Below are 12,500 nucleotides of genomic sequence, written 5' to 3' on the forward strand. Positions count from 1 at the left end.
ACTGTAGAATGCTGAAAGCTGAATGCCAATGCTGAACTCCAATTGCCGAGCGTTGAACGGCCGCTTTGCCCTAGACCTCCGCTAACGGTCTGCCCAGCGTCTGCAGGGCATTCATCGGTCCATATAAATTCAACATGTGCTCGAACTCGCCTTTATTATAGAAGGAACAGACTTCATTCGTGAATTCCTTGGCTACCTCCACCGCGAAGCGCGCAGCCAACGCAATATCGACTTCATGGCTGGCTCCCGTACCGCAGCCCGGTACAGTCGACTGTGCCGTAATCGCGACGCCGATGACTGGCGCAGCGGTCGTTACGCAAGGCTGCAAGATGCTGTTAATATGATACAGCCCGTTGCCGTATGGAGTAATGTCCTGCATCGTAATCGGGAACGTGACAGGATGCTGTCCGGTCGTCATTTCCATAATGCGAAGCAGATCATCGCTGACGCGCAAAATGTAGCCTTCCTTCACAGTCGGGGAAATGGCGATCCCTTTATGATTGATGACACGATTGCCTTTCGTCGTATCGATCGACAGAATCGCTTCCATCTCGTCCAGCACCTCGTATTCGTTCATCGTCGCAATATCGACGGGCGAATCCATGAAGTCAACCGGCTCATGCGGCAAGGTCGGTGCGTCCGGGCACACGTGGGTCGTAATGTATACGTCCCCCTTTAACCGGTCTCCCTTCCCGCTCATGTCGGCGAGCTTCAACGCAGCCGCCAACGCCGCAATCGCGCCGTCGCCATCGGAGACTAGGCCGATGCGCTGCGGCCGCGCTCCAAGTCCGCCCAGCCGCCCGACGATACCGAAGCTCGGTGCTTGCCCGCCCTGACTCTTGCCTTCCGTTCCCGGGATGAAGATGCGGATGAAGTCTGTAAAGCCCTTCTCCCCATGAACGCGCTGCACACTTACGTCAGCAAGCGGGTAAGGCTTGAACAGATCCTTCACCGCTTCGCCGGATGTAAATGCATTGTCTACCGCTTCATATATTTGCAACGTTTGCAGTAAAGCCATGATTTTCTCTCCCTTTCAGCTCGATGTCATAGATGTCTATATTTGCTTGCACGGGACTGTGCCCGGCATTATAAATTGTGGCATGCCACCCAGTGTTCTTCATCCGCCTCCCGCCATTCCGGCTGTACACTGCGGCAGTGCTCCGTCGCTATCGGGCAACGGAGATGAAAGGCGCAGCCCTGCGGCGGATTTTTGGCACTTGGCACCTCGCCCGTCAGTACAATGCGCTCCTTCTTCGCCTTCGGATTCGGCACGGGTACGGCCGACATAAGCGCCTTCGTATATGGATGCAGCGGATTGGCATACAGCTTGCGCTTTGGCGCCAGCTCCACCATCTTGCCGAGATACATGACGCCGACGCGCGTACACAAAAACTTGACGACGGATAAATCATGAGAAATGAACATATAGGTCAGCTTCGACTGCTCCTGCAAATCCTGCATCAAATTCAGCACCTGTGACTGAATCGATACGTCAAGCGCCGAAACCGGCTCGTCGCAGACGATGAACTTCGGATTCAGCGCCAAAGCACGGGCGATGCCGACACGCTGACGCTGGCCTCCGGAAAATTCGTGCGGGAAGCGATTCGCTTGAAATGAGGACAGCCCCACTCGTTCCATCAACTCCTGCACGTGCTGCTTGCGCTCCGACGTCCGCAACGATTGATGCGTCTGAAGCGGTTCCTCCAAGATGCGCTGAACGGTCCAACGCGGATTCAGCGAAGCATAAGGATCTTGAAAGATCATGCTCATATCGGGACGCAGAAGGCGCAGTTCCTTCGATGAAAGCTCCATAAGGTTGCGCCCTTGGAACCATACTTCACCTTCGGTCGGTTCAATCAAGCGCAAGACGGAGCGGCCGGTCGTCGATTTGCCGCAGCCCGACTCGCCGACAATGCCGAACGTCTCCCCTTCGTATATATCGAAGTTCAACCCATCCACCGACTTCACGGAACCGACTTGCTTGTTCAGCAGCCCTTGGCGTATCGGGTAATGCTTTTTCAGATTGCGTACCTGCAGCAACGCGGTCATCGTGCCACCCCCTTCTCGACGAGCAGACAGCGGCAGCGATGCCCGCCGCCCATATCCGTCAGCCCAGGCTGCACTTGCTCGCACGCTTCCACTCGGTATTTGCAGCGTGGCGCGAAACGGCAACCTGGCGGCATATTAAGCGGGCTCGGCACCGTACCGGGTATCGACTCAAGCCGATCCTGCTCTCCGGCAAGCTGCGGGAGCGATGACAGCAGTCCTTGCGTATATGGATGCTGCGGCGATTCAAACAGCGTGTCCACATCCGCCTCCTCTACGACCTGCCCCGCGTACATAACGACCACGCGGTGGCACATCTCCGCGACGACCCCGAGGTCGTGCGTAATGAGCAGGATTGACGTCTTCTCTTCCTCCTGCAGCTGCCGCATTAAATCCAATATTTGCGCTTGAATCGTCACGTCAAGCGCCGTCGTCGGCTCGTCTGCAATCAGCACCTCGGGATTGCAGGACATCGCCATCGCAATCATGACCCGCTGTCGCATTCCGCCCGAGAGCTGATGCGGATATTCCTGCGCCACCGACTCGGGATGCGGAATACCGACCTTGCGCAGCATCTCGACGGCATGCCGCATCGCCTCCTTGCGCTTCAGCTTCATATGAAGCTGAATGGCCTCTGCCAGCTGATCGCCGATGCGGAATACCGGATTGAGCGAAGTCATAGGTTCCTGAAAGATCATTGCGATGCGATTGCCGCGAATGGACCTCATTTGCTTCTCTGGGACATCCAGCAGGTCGCTTCCATGGAATTGAATGCGCCCGCTCTTCACCCGTCCAATCTTCTTCGGTAGAAGCCCCATGATAGACAAAGAGGTTACACTCTTGCCGCAGCCCGATTCGCCGACAACGCCGAGCGTTTCTCCTTGGTGTACGTGAAAGCTTACGCCGTCCACCGCCTTGAAGACGCCCCCATTCGTAACAAATTCCGTCTCCAGCTGTTCGACTGCCAGCACCGGCTCCATTCTATTCACCACCCAAATAGCTGAGCGCGGTCAACGTGTATACCTTGGCCGCATCCACCACATCCTGCACCGGTGCCTTCTCGTTGAAGCCGTGAATGGTGGACAGCTCTGCAGGACCGTATTGCAGCACCGGGATGCCGACGCGGCGGAAATGCCGCGCATCGCTGGAAGCCCATTGCAATACTCCGTATGCTTCTTCCTGCTTCACGTCGCATATATGCTGCACGAGCTCCTCCACGATTGGATCGGTTGACGGCGTCCAGTTGGCCAACCCTTGGAAGCCTTCCGGGTGAAGCTCCGTCTCAATGCCGATGCCGGCGAGCAAACGTGTCGCCTCGGCTAGCACTTGGCTAGGTTCAACTCCGAACGGAAGGCGCGTATCGACACTGACCGTGCAGCGGTCAGGCACGACGTTCGTCTTCGTTCCGCCTTCGATGAGCCCCACATTGACCGACACGCGGTCGATAATAGCGGAGAAGTCCGCATTTTCTTTTTCAGCGATATACTGCTTCGTCACTTCGATAATATCCTTCACTTCATCCGGCAGATCCACCGGATAGTGATGCAGCTGCTGCAGGGCTTGAACGGCCGCGGCCGCCTTCATGATGGCGTTATCGCCAAGCAGCGGAGACAAGCTGCCGTGTCCCGGCGTGCCCGGCACCGTGAAGTTGAACCAGCAGCTGCCCTTTTGCCCGATCGTCGGATGCAGCGGATGCGATGGCTCGGCAATGACTGCTGCCGTACCGTGAATGAGCTCTCGCTCGAATACCCACGGCACGCCGAGATGTCCGCCTGTCTCTTCGTCCGGCACGATAAGCAGCGACAGTCTGCCTTGCAGCGGAACTTGCAGATCCTTCAGCAGCTTTACGCTGAAAATAAGTCCCGCCAAGCCGCACTTCATATCGCTCGCTCCGCGTCCGAGCACATATCCGTCCCGCACCTCACCGCAGAACGGGTCGAAATCCCAGCGGGAACGGTCGCCTGCCGGCACGACATCCGTATGACCGCAATAGATAAGATGGCGATCTGAAGCAGCTTCATCGCCGATCGTCGCAATCAGATTCAGCATGTTCCCGCCTGCGTCATGCACTTCTGTATCGATGCCAACCTCGGCCAAGTAGTCGATAATGAATTGGCTAATTTCACGCGAGTCCCCGGGAGGGTTCTCTGTTGGGAATTGAATGAGTCTTGAGCACAATTCCAGCAGTTCATCTCTGCGTTGTTCCACTTCGTCTATCCAGCGTTGCTTCCATTCGTTCACCGAAATCCCCTCCTGTTAGTTCATAACCGTTATGATGGCGATCGCTTATTTCGAAATCGGGTAAAAACGCAAGCACTCATCTGGGAAGAAGATGTAACCTTTCACGTCGTTGTTGAACGCCACGAGGCGGTTATATTCATACATGTACAAGTAAGGCATGTCCGTATTAATGAGGCTTTGGATCTCTTCATACATTCCGTTGCGCTTCGTCATGTCCGTTTCGACGGCCGCTTGCTTCAGCAGTTCGTTCACCTTCGTATTGTTGTAATGCACATAGTTGGATGAACTCGCGCTGTCGACCAAGAACCCAAGATGATATTCCGGATCATTGACGAAGGAGGTCCATTTCGACATGAATGCCTGCACATTGCCAGTGCGAAGCTGTTCCAGGAACTGCGCGCGCGCCAGCTTGTTAATGTTCATCGTCACGCCGATCTTTTTCAGCTCTGCTTGAATGACCGTCGCAGCGTCCTCCCAATCTTTAAAGCCGGAACCTAGCGTGAAGTCGAACTGGAAGCCGTCCTCATAGCCTGCTTCCTTCAACAGCTGCTTCGCTTTGTCCAAGTTATATTCATACACATAGCCCTTATCGGAGAAGCCAGGCGTATTGCTGGCCACGATGCTCTTCATCTGCTTGGCTTGTCCATACATGACGTCCTTCAAGAGCGCATCATGCGGAATTGCATATTCGATCGCTTGACGCACCTTCGGATTGTCAAATGGCTTCATGTTATTGTTCAGACCCATATACAAAATGCGGTTGCTCGCATCAGAACGTACAGTCAGATCGTTGTTCTGCTTCAGCGTATCGACATCCTTCGGCGGAATCTCCATGGCAAGGTCGATGTCGCCTTTGTTCAGCAGCATCGTGCGGGACGATGCTTCCTTCATGAACTTCATGACAACTTTGTCCAGCTTGGCACGCTCTTGCCAGTAATTGTCGTTCGCCACGAACACTGCTTCGGAGGAAGGATCCCATTTTTCAAGCTTGAACGGACCGGAGCCGGCCGTATTGGTCTTTAAGAACTCATTCGCATCGCCTTCAATCGCTTGCGGATCGATGACCGAGAAGGAGTACATCGCTAAAATTTGCAAAAACATATGATTCGGACGCTCCAGCTTCACTTCCACCGTAGCATCGTCCACCTTGCGGAACGACTCGATGGAGGCCTGCTGATACAAAAATCCGCCCGAGTTGGAGTTCTTAATATGATCGAGCGAGAATACGACCGCATCGGCATTCAACGGATTACCGCTATGGAACTTCACGTCCTTACGCAGCTTGAACGTATACGTCTTCTGGTCGTCGGATACGTCCCACGACTCGGCCAGCATCGGCTTGATTTCTTCTGTGGCGGCGATATCTGCGCCGTTTACATTTTTGACGCCATAGGTTACGAGCTGATCATAGGTGGACAGCACCAATGTATCAGAAGTCAGATCGTTCGCTTCCGCCGGATCGAGCGTCTGCCCGCCTTCGGAATAGGCGACGGTGAGCGTCTTGCTCCCGGTACCATTTGTAGGCGTATTTGCTTGTTCTCCCGCTGCACCGGTGTTACTGTCTCCTCCAGCTTGGTTCGCTTTCGGCGCGCAGCCCGCAAGCAAGGTCAGAATGAGCGTCAATGCAATGGCCATCATCATTGTGTTGCTTCGTTTCATCATTGTTTCCTCCCCCTAGATGTTCAAAATAGAATCGTATTTTACTTCCGGCTCGTGCGAAGCCGCGGGTCGAGCACGTCGCGCAGCCCGTCGCCGAACAGGTTGAATCCGAGTATCGTCGTTGCTATAGCAAGCCCTGGGAACGTGACTAGCCACCATTCACCGGTAATAATGTACTCCCGTCCTTCGGATATCATCGCTCCCCACTCCGCAAGCGGAGGACGAACGCCGAGGCCGAGAAAGCTCAAGCTCGCTGCCGTCAGAATGGAGAACCCCATCCCAAGCGTAATACGGACAAGCAGTGGAGCTAACGCATTCGGGAAAATATGCCGGACAAGAATGGCACTATCCTTCACCCCGATGGAACGGCTCGCCTCCACGAATTCTCGTTCCTTCAAGTAGATCGTCTGGCTGTACATGAGACGGGCGAACTCCGGAATTCCGACGATGCCTACCGCCATCATCGCGCTAATGAGGCCAGGGCCCATAGCGGCAGCGATAGCCATCGCCAGAATAAGCGAAGGAAACGCCAGGAATATGTCCATTACGCGCATAATAAGATTCCCGATCCAGCCGCCATAATAAGCGGCAATGCCGCCGAGCGGAACCCCGATGAAGAAGGAAATTCCGACGGCGATAAGCCCGGTCCAGATCGATATGCGCGCTGCATATATGACACGGCTGAAGATGTCCCGACCGAACTGATCGGTTCCGAACCAATGCGCTCCGCTTGGCCCCTGCAGCTTCGCCTCCAGTTGGGTCGCATCCGGCGCGTAGGGTGCGACAAGCGGCGCGGCAACGGCAAAGAGCGTCCATAGAACGATCAGGAAGAGACCGAGCGCGGCAAGCTTATTGCGGAGGAACAGCTTGCTCCACTGCCGCAGCGCAAACCAAGCTTCCTGCAGCATGGACGGTTCGCTCGCCGCAGCTACTACAGCGGACGGTGAGGTTGATGCTTTCATCACAGTTGCACCTCCTAAGATGTCATGATATGAGAGATTGATTATTCGTAGCGAATGCGCGGGTCGATTAAGCCATACACCATATCGACAAGCAAATTGATGCAGCTATACACGACAGCGCTTAGTAGTGTAAACGCCTGAATTGGGGCGTAATCGGTTGCCAAAATGGATTCCGTAACATAGCTTCCGACGCCAGGCCAAGCAAAGATCGTCTCCGTAATGACCGCGCCTCCGAGCAAATAGCCGATTTGCAGACCGATCATTGTCACCGTCGGTATCGAAGCATTAACCAAAGCATGCTTGTACACCACGGAACGCTCATTCAAGCCTTTTGCTCTTGCAGTACGGATATAATCCTGACCGATAACCTCCAGCATGCTGGAGCGCATCATGCGCGCGATAATGGCCATCGTGCCGGCGCTAAGGCAAATCGCCGGAAGAAGAAGATGAGATAATGATTGCTTAAACGCTACCCAATCGGCAGTGAGCAAGCTGTCTACAAGGTATAAGCCGGTAATGTTCGTTGGCGGGAGAATGTCTCCGCCGATGCGGCCCATTGGAGCAGGCGCAATGCCAAGCTTGGAATAGAAAAATAAAATGAGCAACAGTCCGAGCCAGAATACTGGCATACAAGCGCCGATGAGCGAAAAAATACGGGAGATATGATCCACTATCGATTCTTTTTTCGTTGCGGCCACGATGCCTACCGGGATGGCAACCAATAACGCGATCAGCAGGCTGACAAAGCCAAGCTCAATTGTGGCAGGCAGGCGGACAGCGAAATCCTCCAGCACGGTATGGCCTGTATGCCAAGCCACTCCCAGATCCCCTTGCAACAGCTGCTTCACATAAGCGCCGAACTGTACATACAGCGGATCATTTAGCCCGAGCTGAGTGCGAATGTTCTCCACCACGTGCTGCGGCGCCTGTTCTCCGGCAATCATCAAGGCAGGATCACCTGGCAACACCCTTGATAATATGAACGTGATGAGCACGATGCCGAGCAAGCTTGGAATGAGGTATAACAGACGTCGAGTAATGAATTGTAGCAATGCAACCCCTCCCCCTTTAAAGCAGTGTCTCGTTAGTTTAATAAAGTATGACTGTGTAAAATTGTGAAGCCTGGCTACCACATATGCGAGATAATATTGCAGCTTTGCCGTATTAAAGGAACTTGGTTGAGCAAGATGCGCAAATAGGAATCGCTCCGAGCTTCATCAATCCGGTATCTCGGTCCCGCAATCGTAATGGAACCCAAAATGCGTCTGTGACTATCCAACATCGGCACGGAAATGCCTACCACGTCTTCCGTATATTCTCCGACAGAAATGCACCAGCCTTCTTCTTTGATCTGCGCCAATTGAACACGCAAGCTCAGCGGATCGGTAATCGTCCGTGAAGTGACGGACATCAAGCCTTCCTGAATAATTTCTTCCCGCAGCTCCGCGGATACATACGCCATCATGACCTTCTGGGAAGCTCCGGCATACAGCGGCGAACGATCGCCAACCGGAATCAAATATTGAATATCCTTCGAGCTAAGGACGATGGATACGCATACGCCCTCTTTCCCTTCCAGCATGTTCAGATAGACCGACTCACCGGTTGAATTCGCTATTTCCTTCAATATAGGCTGAAAATATTGCTGAATGTTGAGCTGATCGGTGATGACTTTCCCGTATTCCAGCAGCTTCAATCCGAGATGGTATTTCTGTGTTTCTTTGTTCTGAATTAGAAAGCCGTGCTGTTCAAACGTCGTCATGATGCGATGCACGACCGAGTGATGCATCCCCAGCTTCTTCGCTAAATCACGCACCCCCCATATCGGATGATCCGATGTAAAGCAATCGAGCAATTCGAGCGATTTGGCCAGCGTCTTGAGCGACACATCCTCACCTCTTCCCCTATTTTCTTGAACAAGGCTTTCGTACCGATTATAGATACACTGTTTCTATAAATAATTTTTCATCATTATAAACGATGCCGAAGAAAGATCAACAACTTTTTTTCCTTGTTTTTACCATGTGGACATGTCAACTTTTATGTCTCCTGAAAAAGGACATATGTATATTATGGATGTACAAACCTGACATGTAATGTAACGGTGCCTGAATACGAAGCTGTACTATGTACTTCGCCTTAAATTACATTCATGAGACAAAGATTTCGGTATATAGCTTTAAGTGAAAACGTTTTAATTTGTGCTATACCAGCTTCACTTCATTCTCCGTGCTAAATCGTTTGAACTATGTATTCGGAAGGAGTCGTTCCTGTTGCGCAACAAAGTGAAATGGTTTCTATGCTTTGCCCTCCTGCTCGGTTCCCTGCAGTCCTTGTTCGTCCTGCCCGTTGCGGCAAGCACTGAGCAAGATGAAACTGCCGAGTCGGATGTGAGCGCCGCTGCCGCCCCAATGCGGCCATTCTCGTATGCAGACCGTGTTCTTACGAACCCGGTTGCGTGATACGAAGACGAATGCGTGCTATGAAGACAATTGCCCCATTGGAAAATATATAGCAGAATGTGCGAACTGGACGGCTAAACGGCATGTGGACTGTACTTTGTCCAGTGGATCTGGCTGTTCAGCGAATACTGCGGATGGAGTGTCAAACCATTGGATCATTTCCAATGTAGCCTATTCTAAAGTGGTTTACGCAGCTTTTTCATTGGAAAATTCCAATGGGTAAGACAAGGGGGGATACGGCCAAGCCTTCACCCTGCTTTTTTCTTAGCAGAAAAGACTGGGCCGAGCACATACACGGGGCATCCACTTCCGTCGTTGTTGAATCCAAGTCATTCAAGTCTTTTGAATTAAAACTTTACAGTGATGACACAGATGCAAAGCCGCGTCAGGACTCGCCAGCGGATATTCTCCCTCGGTGTTCCAACTTAGCAGGGTTTCCCGACAGCCTGAACAGGGGTCGCTTCCGACCCCTGTTCATTATTTTTTGGCCACATATTTGCGCATATCGAATGCGACGGCCGACACAATGATAAGCCCTTTAATAATAAGCTGCCAATACGGATTGACGCCAATGAAGGTCAGACCATAATTGATCACTCCAAAGATGAGCACGCCCGCCATAATGCCAGGCACAGTACCGATGCCGCCCGACGTTGATACGCCTCCCACGACACAGGCTGCAATGGCATCGAGCTCATACATATTTCCGTAGTTGTTCGTCGCTCCCCCTGTACGCGCCGCTTCCAGCACCCCTGCCAAGCCGTAAAGCGCACCGGCAATGGCGTAAATCGCGATCAAGTTGCGGCTGACATTAATGCCGGATACCTTTGCCGCCTGTATGTTGCCGCCGATGGCGTACATGTTCTTGCCGAGCCGCGTCTTGTTGAATACAAGCCAGACGAGCAGCGCAACCGCAATCGCGATGATGACGATATACGGCACAGAGTACGGCCCGCTTGGTCCGATATAGCCGGTTCCGAGACGGCTGAAATCCTCGCGCAAGCCGCCGATGGGCTGCGATTGATTCGGCTCCATATCGAAATAGATCGAGTTGAGCCCGTACACCGCTACCATCGTGCCTAGCGTGGCAATAAACGGCGGCACGCTGAACTTGGACACGATAAAGCCATTCATCAGCCCAACGATAAGTCCTGCCGCTATGGCCAAAATGACTGGAACCCATAGCGGAAGCTGCTGCAAGTCGGGAAAAAATTTGCGAGGATACTCGGACAATTGCAGCATGGATGCCGACAAGACCGCCGTCAAGCCGACGACACGCCCTGCAGATAGGTCGACTCCCCCGGTAATAAGGATAAAAGCCGCACCCAGCGCAATAATCGCACGCGTAGACGACTGCAGAAAAATATCGCGAATCGTCGTCACGGACAGAAATCTCGGATCCCAAAAAGCAATGCACACAACTAACAGGAGCAGTACGATGTAAATCGCATTTTGTGACATGAACTGCTGTGCATTTTTGATGCGGGTCATAATATGTCCTCCTTCAATGTGCGGCATGCTGGGCAGCAAGACGCATGATCTCTTCTTCGGTAGCCTGCTTCCCATCGATAATGCCGGAACATCTTCCTTCGCACATGACCATGATGCGATCGGACATGCCAAGGAGCTCGGGCATTTCGGAAGAAATCATAATGATGCTCTTTCCCTGCTGCGCAAGTTCGGCAATGATGGAATAGATTTCGTATTTCGCGCCGACATCGATGCCGCGGGTCGGTTCGTCGAGCAGCAATATTTCCGGATCGGTGAGCAGCCATCTCGCCAGCAGCACCTTCTGCTGATTGCCACCAGACAAGTTTTGGATGAGCGTTCTCATCGATGGGGTCTTCACGCGCAGCATTTCGATGCTCCGTGTTACGTCCGCTCTTCGCTTCTTGTCATTCAATAACCCATACGGCGCAGCATATTTCGCTTGATTCGCGATAACTGTGTTTTCCATAACGGACAGCACCGGAAAGATTCCTGTCACTCTCCGATCCTCCGTCAGCAAGGCAATGCGGTGCTTCTTGGCATCGAATGGCGAGCGGATGCGAACGGGCTTGCCGTGAATGGAAAGCGTACCCGACTGCACGGAACGCAAGCCGAACAACGCTTCAATCAGTTCGGTCCGCTGCGCGCCGACGAGCCCGCCCACACCCAATATCTCGCCTCTTCTAAGCTCAAAGCTGACATGCTGGAATGACTTTGGAAGCGGGGAAGTCAATCCTTCTGCGCGCAAAATAACTTCACCGGGCACATTGCTCCGCTCAGGAAAGCGCTCCGTCAAATCCCGTCCAACCATCCTTGAAATAATGAGATCGGTCGTCATCTCATCTGCTGGCCAGGTGCCGATGAGCCTGCCATCCCGCATAATCGTAACATCGTCGGAGATACGTAAAATTTCTTCCATTTTGTGAGAAATATAAATGATTGCTACGCCACGCTGCTTGAGCTGCTCGATAATCGTAAACAACTGCTCCACTTCGTTGCCCGTTAACGAAGAGGTCGGCTCATCCATGACGATGATTTTTGACTGAAAAGAGACGGCCTTGGCAATCTCGAGCGATTGGATTTTGGATACGGATAGGCTTCCCACTCTAACTAACGGTGCAATATTCATGCCTAGATCAGCCATCAGCCGCTCTGTATCTTGCAGCATCTTCTTCTCGTCAACGATCTTGAACGGACCAAGCCCCTTCATCGGAAATCGGCCGAGCCAAATATTCTCCATCACATTGCGATGGGGAACCGGATGCAGCTCCTGATGAATCATCGAAATACCAAGCTTGAGCGCATCCTTCGAGTCGAGAATGCTCACCTTCTGCCCCTGTAAGACGATGTCTCCTTCATCAGGCTGGTATATGCCGAACAAGCACTTCATGAGCGTCGACTTGCCCGCTCCGTTCTCCCCCATAAGCGCATGCACCGTTCCCGCGCGCACCTTGAGTGTAACTTGGTCAAGCGCCTTTACCCCCGGAAATTGCTTAGAGATGTTACTCATTTCCAATAAATAGGGTTGAGTATTCATCTGGGAACCCCCTTGCTTCAAGAAAGCTGCAATCTGCTCATACCGAATCTTCTTTTGGCACAGCAACAGGGGCCCCTTAGCGCTCGAGCACCCGAGCCCCATGCC

The 12,500-nt window shown here is 52.9% G+C and carries 11 protein-coding genes; 1 reads left to right on the top strand and 10 read right to left on the bottom strand.

The window, feature by feature from the left end; all coding sequences use genetic code 11:
- Positions 1-70: 70 nt before the first annotated feature.
- The 8 genes from LQV63_RS21720 to LQV63_RS21755 all read right to left on the bottom strand — a co-directional run bounded on the left by LQV63_RS21720 (position 71) and on the right by LQV63_RS21755 (position 8,796).
- Positions 71-1,018 (bottom strand): DUF1177 domain-containing protein, encoded by a 948-nt coding sequence (locus tag LQV63_RS21720; protein WP_233698275.1) that lies wholly within the window; start codon positions 1,016-1,018, stop codon positions 71-73.
- 68 nt (positions 1,019-1,086) lie between these two features.
- Positions 1,087-2,049 carry an ABC transporter ATP-binding protein gene (locus tag LQV63_RS21725; protein ID WP_233698276.1) on the bottom strand — a complete coding sequence of 321 codons (963 nt, stop codon included), beginning with the start codon at positions 2,047-2,049 and terminating at the stop codon, positions 1,087-1,089.
- A complete protein-coding gene (locus LQV63_RS21730; RefSeq protein ID WP_233698277.1) occupies positions 2,046-3,026 on the bottom strand; it encodes an ABC transporter ATP-binding protein in 981 nt (326 codons plus the stop codon). Before LQV63_RS21730 ends, LQV63_RS21725 begins: the two co-directional genes overlap by 4 nt.
- Position 3,027: 1 nt before the next feature.
- A complete protein-coding gene (locus LQV63_RS21735; protein WP_233698278.1) occupies positions 3,028-4,287 on the bottom strand; it encodes a M20 family metallopeptidase in 1,260 nt (419 codons plus the stop codon).
- Positions 4,288-4,332: 45 nt separating this feature from the next.
- Positions 4,333-5,949, bottom strand: a complete 1,617-nt coding sequence (locus LQV63_RS21740) for an ABC transporter substrate-binding protein (protein ID WP_233698279.1) — start codon at positions 5,947-5,949, stop codon at positions 4,333-4,335.
- A 38-nt stretch (positions 5,950-5,987) separates the two neighbouring features.
- Positions 5,988-6,854 carry an ABC transporter permease gene (locus tag LQV63_RS21745; protein ID WP_233698302.1) on the bottom strand — a complete coding sequence of 289 codons (867 nt, stop codon included), beginning with the start codon at positions 6,852-6,854 and terminating at the stop codon, positions 5,988-5,990.
- Positions 6,855-6,949: 95 nt separating this feature from the next.
- Positions 6,950-7,960, bottom strand: a complete 1,011-nt coding sequence (locus LQV63_RS21750) for an ABC transporter permease (RefSeq protein WP_019421669.1) — start codon at positions 7,958-7,960, stop codon at positions 6,950-6,952.
- Positions 7,961-8,034: 74 nt separating this feature from the next.
- Complete coding sequence (locus tag LQV63_RS21755; RefSeq protein WP_019421668.1) at positions 8,035-8,796, bottom strand: IclR family transcriptional regulator; 762 nt, start codon at positions 8,794-8,796, stop codon at positions 8,035-8,037.
- 385 nt (positions 8,797-9,181) lie between these two features.
- Between LQV63_RS21755 and LQV63_RS21760 the strand changes: the two genes are divergently transcribed.
- The gene (locus LQV63_RS21760; protein ID WP_233698280.1) at positions 9,182-9,370 is read left to right on the top strand and encodes a hypothetical protein; all 189 of its coding nucleotides are present in this window, start codon (positions 9,182-9,184) and stop codon (positions 9,368-9,370) included.
- Positions 9,371-9,847: 477 nt separating this feature from the next.
- Here the strand turns inward: LQV63_RS21760 and mglC are convergent, their stop codons facing one another.
- Together mglC and LQV63_RS21770 are read right to left on the bottom strand one after the other, a co-directional pair.
- Positions 9,848-10,861, bottom strand: a complete 1,014-nt coding sequence (gene mglC / locus LQV63_RS21765) for a galactose/methyl galactoside ABC transporter permease MglC (protein WP_019421666.1) — start codon at positions 10,859-10,861, stop codon at positions 9,848-9,850.
- Between the two features lie 13 nt (positions 10,862-10,874).
- Positions 10,875-12,395 carry a sugar ABC transporter ATP-binding protein gene (locus tag LQV63_RS21770; protein WP_233698281.1) on the bottom strand — a complete coding sequence of 507 codons (1,521 nt, stop codon included), beginning with the start codon at positions 12,393-12,395 and terminating at the stop codon, positions 10,875-10,877.
- Between the last annotated feature and the right edge of the window lie 105 nt (positions 12,396-12,500).

Source organism: Paenibacillus profundus (assembly GCF_021369635.1).
In the GTDB taxonomy this organism is placed as follows: Bacteria; Bacillota; Bacilli; order Paenibacillales; family Paenibacillaceae; genus Paenibacillus_B; species Paenibacillus_B profundus.

Coding starts and splice junctions, on each gene's coding strand:
- LQV63_RS21745 (WP_233698302.1), bottom strand. CDS start 6,854: ATGCTGCAGGAAGCTTGGTTTGCGCTGCGGCAGTGGAGCAAGCTGTTC.
- LQV63_RS21770 (WP_233698281.1), bottom strand. CDS start 12,395: ATGAATACTCAACCCTATTTATTGGAAATGAGTAACATCTCTAAGCAA.
- mglC (WP_019421666.1), bottom strand. CDS start 10,861: ATGACCCGCATCAAAAATGCACAGCAGTTCATGTCACAAAATGCGATT.
- LQV63_RS21740 (WP_233698279.1), bottom strand. CDS start 5,949: ATGATGAAACGAAGCAACACAATGATGATGGCCATTGCATTGACGCTC.
- LQV63_RS21725 (WP_233698276.1), bottom strand. CDS start 2,049: ATGACCGCGTTGCTGCAGGTACGCAATCTGAAAAAGCATTACCCGATA.
- LQV63_RS21730 (WP_233698277.1), bottom strand. CDS start 3,026: ATGGAGCCGGTGCTGGCAGTCGAACAGCTGGAGACGGAATTTGTTACG.
- LQV63_RS21720 (WP_233698275.1), bottom strand. CDS start 1,018: ATGGCTTTACTGCAAACGTTGCAAATATATGAAGCGGTAGACAATGCA.